Below are 15,329 nucleotides of genomic sequence, written 5' to 3'. Positions count from 1 at the left end.
GGATACAAAACTTAAAGTGACATTTTGAGTACTCCAAGAGGCTCAAATCTTAATAGAATTCACTAAAGGCACGCCATGTTCTTTTTTCCTGTTTTGAGTATTGTATTAGACTGAACGTGTGATCCCTCCGTCGACACGGATATTCTGACCGGTAATATAGGCGCCGCCTTCGGAAGCCAGGAAACTCACGGTCGCAGCGATCTCATCATAGGATCGACCATAGCGCCCCATTGGAATCTTGGCTTTGAAATCGGCGTTTTCCGGTAGGCTGTCGATGAAGCCCGGCAACACGTTGTTCATGCGTATATTGTCGGCGGCGTATCGATCAGAAAAAAGCTTGCTGAAGGCAGCAAGCCCGGCACGCATCACGCCTGATGTTGGGAAAACGGGATCAGGTTCGAACGCCGCGAAGGTGGAAATATTGATAATCGCGCCTGATTTTTGCTCGGCCATGATCGGTGTAACAAGGCGCGTTGGGCGCACCGCATTCAGAAAATAGACATCCATACCAGTGTGCCAGTCTTCATCCGTCAGCTCCAGCACTGGTGCGCGCGGGCCATGCCCTGCTGAATTGACCAATACATCCACTCGGTCCCATTTCGCCATCGTTTTGTCAACCAGGCGTTTCAGATCATCAATTGACTGATTTGATCCTGTAACGCCGATCCCTCCAAGTTCAGCGGCGAGTGCTTCACCCTTGCCCGATGAGGACAGGATCGCGACGTTGAATCCATCTGCGGCTAGACGGCGTGCGCTGTCAGCACCCATGCCACTGCCACCTGCTGTGATGATTGCAGTTTTTTTGTCCGTCATGAGTGTTCTCCACAAATCAAGAAAGTTGATTTGTCCTAAACTGAGCTATTTGAGCTCTTTTGACTAATGAGTAATTCTGTCTTAACGATGTAGAAATTCTACACTCTAAGAATGGTGCCGATGCGTAGATTACCACCACTTAATGCCTTGAAAGCTTTCGAGAGCTCTGGTCGCCATTTGAATTTCAAGCATGCGGCAGAGGAGTTAGGCGTGACTCAAGGTGCTGTGGCCCAGCAGGTTCGATCGTTGGAAGCCTTGTTGAAGATTAAGCTTTTTGATCGCCAACCCAGAGGTCTGTCATTGACCGACGAGGGGCGTCGATACTTGCCGCCGCTTCGACGCGCCCTCGATATGATCGCAGAGGCGACCGAAAACCTCGCACCTCGAGATGCGGTTGTCACAATCAGCGCCACGCCGTCCTTTGCAACCAGGTGGCTGGTGCCAAGATTGGGGGTATTCGCCGAAGAACATCCCAATATTCGCGTTCGGTTGGATGCATCGAACGCATTGGCCAATTTCCAGACTGACGGTGTGGATCTGGCCATCCGACAGGGTAAACCACCTTTTGGTCCCGGCCTTATTGCAGAACCTTTATTTTCCACCGAGCTGATTGCGGTGTGTCATCCCGATCTGACTACTGGACCCGATCCAATCAAGTCACAACAAGATCTGAAGCATCACGTGTTACTTGAAGATACGCATGGCCAGTGGCCACTTTTTCTTGAGGCAACCCTTAGTGATTCACAGGTTGCAGAGACGAAAAAAATGAATTTCAGCCAAACCTCACTGGCAATTGATGCTGCAGTTGCACGACAGGGGGTGGCCTTGACTAACCGGGCATTTGTCGAAATGGATCTCAAAGCCAACCGGCTTGTTCAACCTTTTCCAGCATCGCTACCAACAGAAGATGGATACTTTGTGGTTGCCCCACGAGAGCCGCGAAACGCTGTTATCGTGGCTATCGTAAGAGAATGGCTTATAAACCAAACCTCGTCAGTCATATGACCTGTTTGTTGATTTCGCCACCTAGGATATTAACGAAACCACTGATTGATTGAGGCTAAGTGCAGCTTTCCCTGCCACTGCGGACATCATACCCGCCGCAGCAGATACGTATCCATGATCCACCCGTGTTCAGATCGAGCGGCCCCGCGCAAAGTAACGATACGCGGCCCTGCGTCGGAAAGAGGGCCACTTTCCAGGACTTGCTCAGCCATGCCAAGAAATCCACCCCACCAGATATGCAAACCATGTGGGTCAAGCTGTTGGAAGCTGCATTCTCCATCCAGCATTACAATCAGCGTTTCTGCCCCTTCAGGCCATCCGTTATCACGTAACTGACGCCCGGTCGTCACCGTCACCGGTCCGTTTACCGTGTTGAACGGGATTGTATGCGCTGACGTCAAAGCCTGAAGTGCGGTGACACCGGGCACCACACGAATGGTCGGCTTAGGTGTAAGGCGTTCAGCAATGCGTAGCGTGCTGTCATAGAGCCCGGGATCACCCCAAACCAACAGGGCAACCGGGCCGGATACCTTTGCATCCGCAATTGCGCCCGACCAGCGTTTGGCGACTTCGTCATGCCAATGGGCAACACGTTCCAGATAGGGCAGATTTTCGTCTCGGACCGGCATGTCAAAGGGCAGAACCTGCGCTGACGCACCAGCGTCTTCGAGTATCTTCTGGCGTAAAGTTGCAAGGTCGTCTTTACCGCTGCCTTTACGTGGTAACAGGATCACGGTTGCGTCACGTAAGGCCTGCTGCCCTTCCAACGTGATATGCACGGGAGAGCCGGTGCCGATGCCAATTAACCAGAGATCACGGATCATGGGATACGCCAGACACAAAAAAGCCCGGCTCCATCATTCAGGAGCCGGGCCAGGATAACCAACTTAGGCTGCGTTATAAAGGCGGCTAGTGACCAGCCCGGAAGCGGACATGCCACGAGCTGTTTTGGCAACAGCAAGCACGGCCAAATCAGCGACAGGCTCGATCAGGACGACAAGCATGTAAGCTGCGCCAAATGTCCAGACCGAGGCAAATGTCTCAGCCGAAACACCTTGACCGTAGAACGCCCAGAATGCGACCCATGCGACAACACCACCCTGATAGATACCTGAGAGTTTGAGCACATGCGCGTAGTCGAGGTCCACGTAGGCTCGATCTTGCGGGATAAGCCGTTTGGCCAATGCGCTGATCGACAGAAGCGGTACCAAGAGCGTGGTCACGTTGACGAAATACATCGGCAGGTCGGTGGGTGCGAAGAACATGCCCTGAATGGCCAGGCCAAGTGATAAGCCCACAGCGGCGGGCGCGGCGCCCAACAACAGGAATAGTGTCGTACCCAGGATGAAGTGAACTTCCGAAACACCAACCGGGAAATGCGGCAGCACTTCAAAGAAAATGAATGTGCCAATTGTTGCCATCATCGAGCGCATTGCAAAAGATACGGTGTTGCTTTGTGCAATGTCCTTGAAAGCCAGTTTCGCGCTGTAGCCAGCGGCACCGGCAGCTGTTGCATAGGCAAGGGCCATTTTAGCCCCTTCCACTACTCCAGGTTCAATATGCATGGTCTTCCTTTCTCGGTGTGCTGCCCCGCCGGCAGCGTTGGGGCCGCACATGCGGCGGATTTGTTACTTGCGGCAGGTCTCCTGACTCGCGGGTCATAGCGCTTTTGGCCTTCCCAGCCCGACAATTCCGGCCAGTGGTCGTTCCTCGGCGCTCGCCGCTTACAGTTGCGGGGGCAGTCCGGGCCTTTCACCCGGTTCCCTTTTCGGCCACACGAATGTAGCACCGTAAGTCCTTCAGTCATAATCAGGTGCGCAGAATCGCACAAGAAAAAATGCGGCATCAAATGCGCTGGAAACGAAGCTAAAAGGATGCAAGCGGGCCATAAAGGATAAGCGCGGGCTTGCTGCCGATTTCCTGTTCCAATTGCCCGGCCAATTGTGTGACCGTGCTACGGGTGATTTTCTGCTCGGGCGTGCCGACCGCTTCAGCAAGTATCGCCGATGTTTCTGGCGGCAGGCCGCGTTCGAATAGTGCCTTGGCCAACTTGGGAAATGTGCGTTTACCCATGAATACAACGCTACAGGCTGCGGGGTCCGCAAGGGCCGCAAGATCAATATCTTCAGGCAGAACACCATCCACATTGTGGCCCGTCACGAATTGTACCCGTCGTGCCGTCATTCTGCGCGTCAGGGGAATACCGCAGGCCGCCGCCGCCGCGACGGCGGATGGAACACCCGGAATGATTTCGTATTCGATACCTGCATCTTGCAGGGCGATCAATTCTTCCTCAAGGCGCCCGAAAAGGCCGCTGTCCCCGGATTTGAGTCGGACGATTCGTCCGCCGGCTTGGGCATATTCCACCAACAGGCGGCTCACATGATCTTGCCGGGGCGAGGGTTGTCCGGCGCGCTTCCCAACTCCTACCATGTCTGCACCTGGTCGTGCATGCGTCAGGATTGGGCCTGATGAAAGATCGTCAAACAATACGGCATCCGCTCGCTTGAGCCGATCCACCGCTTTGATGGTCAATAGTTCAGGGTCACCCGGGCCCGAGCCGACAAAGCTGACAAACCCACTCATGATCTCTCCGGCGTGATCAGGTGGAAAAACGTGCCGGTGACATGCCCGCGGAATGATCCTGTTTCGGGAACGGGATTGCCGTCAGCATCCGCGACCTGCGCCAACAGTGCGTCAGGCTGATCCAAAATCGTGGAGTAGTGAAATTCGTGCCCCCGGAGCGCATCGCCCGCACCAAACCCTGGTATCGGTGCGTCCAATACCGCACGCCGATATCCCAAATGGAACTTACGCTTTTCATATGAAGTCACGAGGCCCAGCAAGCCTGCCATTTCATGTCGCGTACCAACTTTGTCGATCAATGCTGTACCAAGTGCCATGTATCCACCGCACTCCCCGTGGACCGGTTTTGTTTTTGCATGGTGGCGCAAACCGCCAAGAAAATTCTTCGCGGACGCCAATTTCCCGGCATGCAATTCGGGATAGCCACCAGGCAGCCACACCAAATCAGCGGCTGTATCAGGTGCTTCATCGGCTAAGGGAGAGAACGGTGAAATTTCGGCCCCTGCTTCTCTCCAACCTTTCAGAATATGCGGATAGGTAAATGAAAAGGCCGCGTCACGGGCCAACGCAATCCTCTGTGCGGGTGGCTTTGGCAAAGCGTTTTTTGCTGCAGGCCGACCACTTGAGGCAGCGGCAGCTTGGATTACGTCCAGATCTACATGTTCACGTAAAAAATCGGCGTAACCCGAAATGGCGGCTTCAAGATCTGGATGTTCTATTGCTTGAATCAATCCCAGATGTCGCTCTGGCAGGGTGAGATCTCCGCGCCGGGGCAGGACCCCCAAGACTGGTAGGCCAGCGCGCTCCATTCCCAATCTGGTCAACCGTTCGTGTCGCGGGCTGGCAACACGGTTCAGGATCACACCGGCAAAGGGAAGGTCGGGCGCATAGTTCTTAAATCCCAAGGCTGTCGCTGCCGCTGATTGCGCTTGTCCACCCACATCAATAACCAGCACGACGGGCCAGCCCATGCGCTGCGCTGTTTCGGCGCTTGACCCAAATCCCGACTGACCGCGTGTTGCGACGCCATCATAAAGGCCCATCGAACCTTCGGCGATGCAAATGTCCGCGCCCTCAGCTTGTTCTGTGATAGAGGCCAATAGGGTCTGATCCATCGCCCAACTATCAAGATTGAATGATGCCCGGCCACTGGCCGCCCGATGAAACGCTGGGTCGATATAGTCGGGCCCGGATTTGAAAGGCTGAACCGCCAAACCTTTGTCACGCAACGCGCGCAGCAGGCCCAGCATCACGGTGGTCTTGCCCGTACCCGAAGAAGGGGCCGAAATCAAAATACCCGAAGGCCAGTCCCTAACCATCTCAGTCATCCCCATGTTGCCATTCAGACCACGGGCTATCAGCCGTTTGCGGTCGGTAGCGGCGGTCATAATCAGTGGCGTAGAGCCTGCTTTCCGAAAATCCTTTACGTCCCAGTACGGGGCCAACAAGGATCAATGCTGTGCGTGAAATACTCTCGTCAATTTTAGCTTCAATGGTTGCAAGCGTCGCACGGATAATCTTTTCATCTGGCCAACTCGCGCGATACACAACCGCTACCGGACAATCGGCACCGTAATGTGGTGTCAGGTCGGAAACGACAGACGAAAGATTTCCTATAGAAAGGTGCAGCGCCAGTGTTGCGCCCGTCGCACCGAAATTGGCAAGGCTTTCCCCATCCGGCATTGAAGAAGCTCGCCCTGGCGTACGGGATAAAATCACCGACTGCGCTAGGCCGGGCAAGGTCAATTCGGTCCCCAGGCTCGCAGCAGCAGCGGCAAATGATGGTACGCCCGGCGTTACCGAATAGGGGATTCCCAACGCTTCTAATCTTCGGATTTGCTCGCCCATCGCCGACCAGACCGACAAGTCGCCTGAATGGAGCCGCGCTATATCGTACCCGGCTTTATGAGCTGTTTCACATTCGGCGATGATTGCTTCAAGATCCATCGGCGCGGTATTCACGACACGTGCACCATCAGGGCAATGATTCAATATCGCTTCGGGCACTAGTGAGCCTGCATATAGGCAAACCGGACTTGCTGCGATAAGGTCGCGCCCACGCAGCGTCAGAAGATCGGGTGCACCAGGTCCAGCGCCGATAAAATGTACCGTCATACGTCGTCTCCTAGTGCGATGGCGCAGGTGGCTCTCCCATCGGCGGAAATGGCGCGTGCTGCAAGAAGTTTTGCCCTTGAGCCTGCCGCAGCAACGGCTGATGCTTCGGCTACCGAACCGGTGCCATAGGACTTGGCGGAAATTGTTGATTGCGTGATTGTCTGCTGGGCAACAAGCGTCGGGGCGTCAACGGAAACGACCTGCGCACCCAATGTTCTTGCGAATGACTGGAATGCTGTATTGGCCACCTTTGCGTCTGCAGTTGCGACGTGGGTCGGCCTATCGGAATGTCCGGTACGGGCCAGCGCATCTTTCAGACTTCCGACCGTCGCAGTCCCGCGAAATCCGAACCCGGCCACAATCACAGCACACCACTCCATTGCACCACTGGATAGGCGGTTTTCCAACCGCGTTTTGATCCCAGCGTAGCTGCCTGAGACATCTCAAAACGCATCAGGTCACCACCCTTTCGTGCTTGCCAGGTCGCCAACAATGCCTCTGCTTCCAGCGTCACTGCATTGGCAACCATTCGGGTACCTGGCGCAACGACCACCTCAAGCTTTTCCAGCAGCATCTTAGTCAAACCGCCGCCAATAAATAAAGCATCCGGGCTTGCAAGGCCTGCAAGCGCATTCGGCACAGTCCCGTTGACAATTTCAAGACGATCTACACCGAGTGCGTTTGCATTGTTCCGTATCAGCGCCCTGCGATCTTCACGCGGTTCAATGGTTATCGCCGTGCATGTCTGATGCGACAGCAACCATTCGATGGCAACCGACCCGGAACCGCCACCGATATCCCACAGCCGCTCTCCCGCTCGGGGCGCGAGCGCTGAAAGCGTTAGCGCACGCATTGGTCTCTTTGTCATAACACCGTCAGACATAAAAAAATCATCTGGCAGCCCGGATGATTTCGGCAAGGCGCTTCCCGTCCCAGATGCTTCAATTGCAACGCAGACCGGATGCGAGAAAGTCTCAGTGAGAGTTTCGGCTGTTGTCTGTATCGTCCGCTCGCGCGGGCCGCCTACAGCCTCCATAATTGTCATGGCGCTTGGACCGAACCCTTGTTCCGTCAGATAATCACCCAACGCCTTTACCGCATCGCCATCGCGTAGCAAAATAATTGCCCGCAGGACTGGGGACAAATGCGGGCGCAATTGCGGCAGGGGGGCAGCGTGCAACCCGATGCAGAGCGTGTTTTCTATGGCCCAACCCATTCTTGAAGCTGCGTGCGCAAAGGTTGATGGCGCGGGCAGGGCACGCCATTCATTTTCATTGAATTCACGCGCTATGACGGTGCCCGCCCCAAACCAAAAAGGATCGCCCGAAGCCAGAACCACGACCTGTCGATCTTTGAAGCCACGAAGAATTTCGATCCCGTCAGAAAATGGCACGGGCCATTCCACGCGGTCGGCTTTCAGATCAGGTAGCAGATCAAGATGGCGCTTTGGCCCCATCACAACCTCGGCCTGTTCCAGCATCGCGTGGCTTGCCAAAGACAGGCCCTGCGGTCCATCTTCACCCAGACCGATTATTGTGATCCACGGAGCATCAGCCATGACGCCAAACCTCCTTCTGCTCGGAGGGACGACCGAGGCGACGGCGCTTGCGCGCGCTCTGGCTGAGGCTGGAATACGCGGCACTGTGTCTTTTGCAGGCCGCGTCGCTCGCCCTGTACGGCAACCCTTGCCGCAGCGGGTGGGAGGGTTTGGTGGTATCGATGGGCTGGTACGGTATTTGCAGGCCAAGCAGATCACCCATTTGGTCGACGCCACTCATCCTTTTGCGGCACAGATGAGTGCCAATGCGGTTGCGGCCTGCACCACTTTGGGCGTGCCGCATCTGGCGCTGACCCGTCCAGCATGGCAGCGCCAAATCGGCGACAACTGGATCAATGTGCCGGATATTGCGGGCGCCGCTGCGGCGCTGAATCGGCCACGTGCAAATGTCATGTTGGCAGTTGGGCGCATGCATCTGGCGGAGTTCGCACCCAACCCGCAGCATCGTTACCTTTTGCGGCTGGTTGATCCACCAGATGCGCCTCTGCCGTTGCCTGAGACCGAAGTAATTGTTGCTCGGGGTCCGTTCAGCGAAGCGGATGATCTTGCCCTGATGCAAACCCACGAAATTCAGGTGGTCGTGTCGAAAAATGCGGGCGGCATTGGCGCCTATTCCAAAATAGCGGCGTCTCGTACGCTTGGATTGCCCGTCATCATGATCAGCCGTCCAAGCTTGCCTGCCCGGCAAGAGGTCGGGACGGTTGATCAGGTGTTTGATTGGCTCTCTCATGCGTCTGCCGACCGCGGCGTGTAGATGATTGGAGTGCCGTCACGTTCAATGATCCTCGTCTGCGAGGAACCGACCAGAACCATCGTTTGCATATCGGCCATATCGGGCGTGGCATTGGTCAATCGTTCGACACGTATATCTTCATCCGGGCGCGAAACGGCGCGGGCAAAGACGATCACGCGCTCCGGCTCGCAAGTTTCCTTCAAGATTTCGAGCGCACGGCCAAACCCCTCGGGGCGTGCCTTAGAGCGTGGATTGTAGAAAGCCATTGCGAAATCAGCTTGCGCCGCAAGCCGCAGGCGTTTTTCGATCAAAGCCCAGGGTTTGAGATTATCGCTCAGGTTGATGGCGCAGAAATCGTGTCCCAAGGGCGCACCGGCTCGCGCAGCGGCGGCCAGCATTGCAGTGATGCCAGGCAATACGCGAATATCAAGCTCACGCCACTCCACAGGCCCGGCTTCAAGCGCTTCGAAAACGGCAGATGCCATCGCAAAAATGCCTGGATCGCCCGAACTGACCACGACCACGCGTTGACCCTTTTGCGCCATCTCAAGCGCATGCGTGGCCCGGTCAAGCTCAACCCGGTTATCGCTTTCGTGAAGAGTAAGACCAGGGCGAGGTGCGATGCGGCGCACGTAGGGGATATAGCCGACGATATCGGTTGCATTGTCAATTGCTGCCCGGACTTCCGGCGTCACCAATCCATCCGATCCCGGACCAAGGCCTGCAATGATGACACAGCCCCTCATGGTCGTCGCCCTTGCCCGTGCACGACAATGATCGAGAAATAGGGCAGCGTTTCGCCATTTACTTCGGCCAGGGGTCGTATCGTCTGGCCCGTCATGCTGGCATATTCAACCAAGACCGCGCGATCTGCCTTCCCAGCGGCCTTAAGAGCGCGGCGAACCTTTGGCAGGTTGCGCCCGATCTTCATCACGATCAGTGCGTCCGCTGCAGACATAGCTTGTGTTAGCGTGTCTTCTTCAAGCGTGCCCATCACCGTCGACAAGATATCGTCACCCCAGGTAATCGGCGCGCCGGTCGCCGTCCACGCCGCCGACATTCCTGTGATCGCGGGAATGACAGTTACTGGTACTACCCCTTCAAGACGCGAGTAAAGATGCATGAAAGAGCCATAAAAGAACGGATCACCCTCGCACAAAACGACAACGTCTTCACCGGATCTCAAGAGATTGAGCAACTGCGCGGTACAGTCGGCATAAAAGGCAGACAGGGCTTCGTTGTAGCGCGGATCTGAGAGTGGAATTTCGGTGGTAACGGGATACTCCATCGGAAACTCGATGGCATTCTCATGCAGCATTCCATCCACAATCTTGCGCGCGCGGCCCGCTCGACCAGCTTTACGAAAGAAAGCGACATGACGTGCCTTGCGAACCAGCCGGTCAGCACGCACGCTCATCAAGTCAGGATCACCGGGCCCAAGGCCGACGCCATAGACAGTTCCGCTCATTCTATACGACTCGCGATTGCATTGATTGCTGCGACTGTGATGGCACTGCCGCCCAACCGACCTTCGACTATTAAAGAAGGTACTGGCAAGGCATCCCACAAAGCGTCTTTACTTTCGCGCGCGCCAACAAATCCCACCGGGCATCCGATAATGGCGGCGGGCCTTGCACATGCCGGGTCTTCGAGCATTTCAAGCAGGTGGAATAGCGCAGTGGGTGCGTTTCCAATGGCGACAACCGCGCCGCCTAAACGATCACGCCACAATTCGAGCGCCGCTGCGGAGCGTGTGGTTTGCAGTCTGGCTGCAAGCTCAGGCACCTTCGGATCACGTAGGGTACAAATGACATCGTTATCCGCGGGCAACCTTTTGCGCGTTATACCTTCGCTGACCATGTAGGCGTCGCAAAAAACTGGCGCACCGGCTTCAAACGCCGTGCGTGCGACCGACACCATTTGATCGGATACCTTCACGTACTGCTCCAGACCTACCATTCCAGCGGCATGAATCATGCGCACAACAACCTGCTGTTCATCTGTTCCAAAGTGGTCCAGATCAGCTTCGGCGCGGATCGTGGCAAAGGACTCTTTATAGATGGCAGCGCCGTCTTTTTCATATTCGTAAGGCATTAAACGCGCTCTATTTGCTGGTGGACCATTTTTGCTGTCAGGGCAGATTGGCGGGGCTCATCCCATGGTGTACCGTCTCTGACAAGGTTGAATTGACCATTTGCCCCGACAAGCGTTACATCCGCGGCATGGGGATGGGCACAGCCCTTCGCACAGCCGGAAACATGCAGGCTGCAACCTTCGGGTAATTTGGGCGCCAACGCTTGGGCGATATCGCGGGTCGAGACTTCGGCCTGAGGGCAATAGGGCGCGCCTGGACAAGCATGAACACTCAGCATTGGATCATTTGGTTTCGTTACGAAATCAGGCGCAGGCATATCGCAGGCACCCAACAGCACGAAGAGGCGACCCTGCATCGGGCGCATGGCTTTGGCTTTGCAGTCCTGCATCACCCGCGCCAGGGAAGGTGCGACCAATTGCCCGAAAGGGGCTCCCAACACACGCCCCATCGCATATTCACCGGGACTGGCTTGCTGGCCTTGCTTGCGTGGCGGCAGTTCCAGCCATTCCCGAGGTAGGGGAGTTTGGCTCAAATGGCGGTGCATGCGACCCGCTTTGACGCCACCGGTTTCAACAAACCATGTCATCAAATTGGTCAATTCTTCGGTCGCGGTTTCTATGGTGACGGTCTTGCCAAGACGTGCCCCGTCGGCGCGCAGGATCAGTGCACCATCATCTGACAGTTCAAAACGGAAATCAGCGGAACACGTTGCCAATTGTCCGATGTGACCGGTATCGATTGCAAACCCCATTTTCGCGGGCAAGGCGGGGAGATGTCTCAATACACCCAGCAGCGCCAGGCCAAGTTTTTGGGTCAAATCCCCCTCTTGCCAATCTGGCGTGACGGCAATGTTGCGTCGCGCTTCGATTGCGGGATCGGTGTCCAGCAGATTCAGTTTCTGAAATGTCTCGATCAGTGCTGGATGATCAGCCTCAGATACTCCGCGGACCTGAAGATTGGCGCGTGAGGTAAGATCGATTGTTCCGTTTCCGAAACGTTCTGCGGCGTCACATAATCCCAATACCTGTGTCGCATCCAGATGGCCTAGCCAGGGGCGTACGCGCACCACTAGACCATCGCCCGACATCATTGGGCGATAAGCACCCGGGCACCAACCCTTGACCAATGGGGCGCTCATTCTGCGGCCTCAAGAACAGCCAGAATTGAATTGCGCCGAGATTGCCAAAGGCCCGCAGCGTGAAGCGCTGCAAACCGATCCCGCATCGCTGCAAGAGCTCCCGGATTGGCATCTGATAGGAACGCGGTTGTTTCGGCGTTGCCAAGCGTTGCATCATAATAAAGGTCAAAAAGATGCGCGGGCACGACCTGTGCTAGCTGGGCGAATGCAGCCATGTTTTCCAAAGTTGTGGCGATTTCAGCAGCGCCCCGGAAACCATGGCGCTTCATACCGGCTATCCATCCTGGATGTGCGGCCCGCGCCTGAACGACCCGCGCAATCTCTTCGGTTAGTTCACGCGCGCGTGGATTGGACGGATCGGTAGCATCGAGATGGTAGAGCGTTGCCTGTCCCCCGGTCACAAATTGGGCGGCGGCAAATCCAGCCTCGTGTGATGCATAGTCCTCGGCCAGCAGCACATCGGTTTCAGGCAAATCTTGCAAATGAACAAATGTATCGGCCTGCCTCACGCGGTCGCGCAACCCCGCCGCATCAGGGCGCTGTGTTTCACCATCAAACGCCCAGCTTGATGCGGCCAACCAAGCTTCGCCAGCCGCGTGCCGTGCCTGATCCGAGTAATCACCTATATGAGCTCCGATCGCCACCCCGAAGCTTCCTGGCGCCGGTCCATAAACCCGCGCAGTATTATGGCCCACATAAGGGTTCCAATCCAGCGCCTCATCCCGTTCGGAAAGCACTCGAACTGCTTGGGAAAACAGTGCGGAAAGTGCTGGGAAAACATCCCGGAACAGGCCCGAAACTCTGAGTGTCACGTCAATACGCGGACGATCAAGCTCGGCAATTGGAAGGATTTCGATACCTGAAACGCGTTCGGATCCTTCATCCCAGACAGGACGTACCCCCATCAGATGCAGCGCCATCGCGAATTCTTCACCCGCGGTTCGCATGGTCGCTGAACCCCAAAGATCAAGGATCAAACCCTTTGGCCAGTCACCCTCATCTTGCAAATGGCGTCGGATCAACTCCTCCGCCAATTTGGTGCCTTGCGCATAAGCGGTCCGGGTTGGAACCGAGCGCGGGTCAGTGGTGTACAAGTTACGGCCTGTTGGCAAGACATCACTACGCCCGCGATAAGGCGAGCCGGAAGGTCCAGACGCAATCCGTTCACCATTCAATGCTTTAGTAAGAGACTTACGCTCTGCTTCTGCAGAGCCAATTGGATCGAAGGCATCCTGCCCTTCTGTGACGCGTCCCCAAATATGCAGCCCATCACCAAACTGGCTGTCTTTTACATCACAAACAAAACGATCAATGCGCGTGATCGCTTCGGCCGAACATGACGCCGCATTCAGGCCCAAATCATCTTCTACGCCCAACGCTTGTGCTTCAACGCGGATATCTTCCTGCAAACGGTTGCGGCGACGTGGATCAAGCCCATCGGCGTTGGAAAACTCATCTAGCAGCGCCTCAAGCCGGGCTAGTCTCTCCGGCGTTCCCGAACGTTTCATGGGCGGTGGTACATGGCCAAGCGTGATCGCTCCGATACGACGTTTGGCCTGTGCGGCTTCGCCGGGATCGTTAACGATGAAAGGATAGAGGACTGGAAGGTCACCGATCAATGCCTCGGGCCAACAGGTGTCCGAAAGCGCTACTGCTTTGCCCGGTAGCCATTCCAGAGTGCCATGCGCACCGATATGGACCAGCGCATCCACCTGCGCGCGCAGCCAAAGATAAAATGCGACATAACCGTGCCGCGGAACACGGGACAGATCATGATACTCGGCATCACGAAGCGACGTTGTTCCACGTTCGGGTTGAAGCGCGACCAGGGTTTTTCCACGTTCCAGAATCGGAAGTGAAATACCTTCCGATGTGGCGCTTGGATCGTTTTCCGGTGCGCCCCAAGCCGTGGTCAGATCGTCTTGTAATTCCTGCGGCAACGTGGTGAGTGCGGCCTTGTATTCGACCATCGGCCAGATCATCTGCGCATCACGCAGGTTATCGCCGGAAACGCCAAGGCTTGCATCATGGCCCGCCTCCCTCAAATCTTCCAGCATTGCTTCGGCTGAGGCGATTGCGTCCAGGCCGACAGCATGCGCCAAGTTCCATTCACGCCCCGGATATGTTGACAGCACCAGTGCCACGCGGCGCTCGGACGGTGATGTGTTGGCCAACCGATGCCACGCTGCGATGCGCGCAGCAACGGCCTGAATGCGGCTCAGGTCAGGCATGTGAACATGGCGCGCAAATTGCAGATGCGTATCCCGCATCTTTGGTTCCTTGAACGAAACCACACCGGTAAACAGCCGTCCGTCCACTTCTGGCAGAACAACGTGCATCGCCAAATCTGCGGGGGAAAGTCCGCGTTCGGAATTCGCCCAGGCTTGATGTGCTGATGTTGCAAGAGCGACCTGAAACACCGGTACATCCGCGAAATCCAGCGGCGACATGCCTTTTGCACCCCTCCCCGAAAACGACGTCGCATTTACAATCGCCACGGGTCTCAGATGCGCAACCTGACGTGCCAGCCATTCCGCTGCATCGGGTGTTTTGAGCGAGGGTGCAAAGAGGCCCATGACAGTAAAACGCTGATTGCACAGCGCACCAAAGAGCGCTTCGATGGGAGCAAGGTCGGCAGCAACTAAAAAGGAACGGTAAAAGACGATCACGACCAATGGCTTTGGGCTCTCAACATTGGCCAAGACCGGACAAGTCACGCCATCCTCGGGTGTCCAACCACCCACAACCGGTAGTGATTTGGACCCTATGACCGGGCCTGCGTAAAGACCTGATGCCAGTGCCATTTGTGCCAAAGCAGCTTGCGCAGCAACTTCTCCACCCGTGTCGCACAGATGTTGCAGACGCCTCAACGTGGAAACGGGCAAGGTCGAGATTTCATCTAACCGAGGGTCGGATCGTCCATCTGCAGGCAGAACGGCAAGCGCAATACCCTTGGATCGTGCCAGTGCTTCGACCTGTTGCACACCATAGGGCCAGTAGGGCACGCCCCCGATGAGCCTGATCAGAATGCCTTTGGCATTTTCCAAAGTCCTTTCGATGTAGGTGTCAACCGAAAGTGGGTGTTTCAGCGCAGCTATGTTGGCCAGTCTCAGAGTGGGCATGCGCCCCTCGGTGCCACCACCACGATGCCAGCCCGCCGCGAAAGCACCCAGATCGGAATCCGAGAAGCTGAGCACCACCAGATCGGCGGGCGCTTGCCCTAGATCCGTTGGTGTCTCGGTCTCTTCAAGCCCGTGGTTTTCGCGGAAGATGACATGCATCGGCT

Annotated in this window: 15 protein-coding genes and 1 riboswitch; of the genes, 2 read left to right on the top strand and 13 right to left on the bottom strand. The window is 56.1% G+C overall.

The window, feature by feature from the left end; translation table 11 throughout:
* Positions 1-105 precede the first annotated feature (105 nt).
* Positions 106-813: an SDR family oxidoreductase gene (locus Q1B27_RS08290; protein WP_299846352.1), complete on the bottom strand. Its 708-nt coding sequence runs from the start codon at positions 811-813 to the stop codon at positions 106-108.
* A gap of 120 nt (positions 814-933) precedes the next feature.
* Here Q1B27_RS08290 and gcvA point away from each other — a divergent pair, with 120 nt between their 5' ends.
* On the top strand, positions 934-1,818 hold the full coding sequence (gene gcvA / locus Q1B27_RS08285) for a transcriptional regulator GcvA (RefSeq protein ID WP_299846350.1): 885 nt from the start codon (positions 934-936) through the stop codon (positions 1,816-1,818).
* 86 nt (positions 1,819-1,904) lie between these two features.
* Here gcvA and cobF read toward each other — a convergent pair whose 3' ends face one another.
* The 7 genes from cobF to cbiE form a co-directional block, all read right to left on the bottom strand.
* Entirely contained in the window at positions 1,905-2,642 is a 738-nt protein-coding gene (gene cobF / locus Q1B27_RS08280) for a precorrin-6A synthase (deacetylating) (RefSeq protein WP_299846348.1), read from the bottom strand.
* A gap of 63 nt (positions 2,643-2,705) precedes the next feature.
* Positions 2,706-3,383, bottom strand: a complete 678-nt coding sequence (locus Q1B27_RS08275; RefSeq protein WP_299846346.1) for an energy-coupling factor ABC transporter permease — start codon at positions 3,381-3,383, stop codon at positions 2,706-2,708.
* Positions 3,384-3,436: 53 nt separating this feature from the next.
* Positions 3,437-3,626: riboswitch (cobalamin riboswitch) on the bottom strand.
* Positions 3,627-3,684: 58 nt separating this feature from the next.
* Positions 3,685-4,404 carry a uroporphyrinogen-III C-methyltransferase gene (gene cobA, locus Q1B27_RS08270; protein ID WP_299846344.1) on the bottom strand — a complete coding sequence of 240 codons (720 nt, stop codon included), beginning with the start codon at positions 4,402-4,404 and terminating at the stop codon, positions 3,685-3,687.
* On the bottom strand, positions 4,401-5,732 hold the full coding sequence (locus tag Q1B27_RS08265; protein WP_299846835.1) for a cobyrinate a,c-diamide synthase: 1,332 nt from the start codon (positions 5,730-5,732) through the stop codon (positions 4,401-4,403). Before Q1B27_RS08265 ends, cobA begins: the two co-directional genes overlap by 4 nt.
* Entirely contained in the window at positions 5,725-6,519 is a 795-nt protein-coding gene (cobM, locus tag Q1B27_RS08260) for a precorrin-4 C(11)-methyltransferase (protein ID WP_299846342.1), read from the bottom strand. Before cobM ends, Q1B27_RS08265 begins: the two co-directional genes overlap by 8 nt.
* The gene (locus Q1B27_RS08255) at positions 6,516-6,899 is read right to left on the bottom strand and encodes a cobalamin biosynthesis protein (protein ID WP_299846340.1); all 384 of its coding nucleotides are present in this window, start codon (positions 6,897-6,899) and stop codon (positions 6,516-6,518) included. Before Q1B27_RS08255 ends, cobM begins: the two co-directional genes overlap by 4 nt.
* Positions 6,881-8,077 (bottom strand): precorrin-6y C5,15-methyltransferase (decarboxylating) subunit CbiE, encoded by a 1,197-nt coding sequence (cbiE, locus tag Q1B27_RS08250; RefSeq protein WP_299846338.1) that lies wholly within the window; start codon positions 8,075-8,077, stop codon positions 6,881-6,883. Before cbiE ends, Q1B27_RS08255 begins: the two co-directional genes overlap by 19 nt.
* Here cbiE and Q1B27_RS08245 point away from each other — a divergent pair.
* Positions 8,076-8,831: a cobalt-precorrin-6A reductase gene (locus tag Q1B27_RS08245; protein ID WP_299846336.1), complete on the top strand. Its 756-nt coding sequence runs from the start codon at positions 8,076-8,078 to the stop codon at positions 8,829-8,831. The two genes, cbiE and Q1B27_RS08245, sit on opposite strands and share 2 nt — an antisense overlap.
* Here Q1B27_RS08245 and cobJ read toward each other — a convergent pair.
* The 5 genes from cobJ to cobN are packed head-to-tail and all read right to left on the bottom strand — an operon-like array spanning position 8,804 to position 15,324.
* Complete coding sequence (gene cobJ, locus Q1B27_RS08240) at positions 8,804-9,556, bottom strand: precorrin-3B C(17)-methyltransferase (RefSeq protein WP_299846335.1); 753 nt, start codon at positions 9,554-9,556, stop codon at positions 8,804-8,806. The genes Q1B27_RS08245 and cobJ overlap by 28 nt on opposite strands.
* A complete protein-coding gene (locus Q1B27_RS08235) occupies positions 9,553-10,278 on the bottom strand; it encodes a precorrin-2 C(20)-methyltransferase (RefSeq protein WP_299846333.1) in 726 nt (241 codons plus the stop codon). Before Q1B27_RS08235 ends, cobJ begins: the two co-directional genes overlap by 4 nt.
* Complete coding sequence (locus tag Q1B27_RS08230; RefSeq protein ID WP_299846331.1) at positions 10,275-10,904, bottom strand: precorrin-8X methylmutase; 630 nt, start codon at positions 10,902-10,904, stop codon at positions 10,275-10,277. Before Q1B27_RS08230 ends, Q1B27_RS08235 begins: the two co-directional genes overlap by 4 nt.
* A complete protein-coding gene (locus Q1B27_RS08225) occupies positions 10,904-12,043 on the bottom strand; it encodes a cobalamin biosynthesis protein CobG (RefSeq protein WP_299846329.1) in 1,140 nt (379 codons plus the stop codon). Before Q1B27_RS08225 ends, Q1B27_RS08230 begins: the two co-directional genes overlap by 1 nt.
* Positions 12,040-15,324, bottom strand: coding sequence for a cobaltochelatase subunit CobN (cobN, locus tag Q1B27_RS08220; RefSeq protein ID WP_299846327.1), 3,285 nt, complete (start codon positions 15,322-15,324; stop codon positions 12,040-12,042). The genes Q1B27_RS08225 and cobN overlap by 4 nt, the downstream gene beginning before the upstream one ends.
* Positions 15,325-15,329 lie beyond the last annotated feature (5 nt).

Source organism: uncultured Roseovarius sp. (assembly GCF_947489715.1).
Classification (GTDB): Bacteria; Pseudomonadota; Alphaproteobacteria; order Rhodobacterales; family Rhodobacteraceae; genus Roseovarius.
This window is presented reverse-complemented; position numbering and strand designations above follow the sequence as displayed.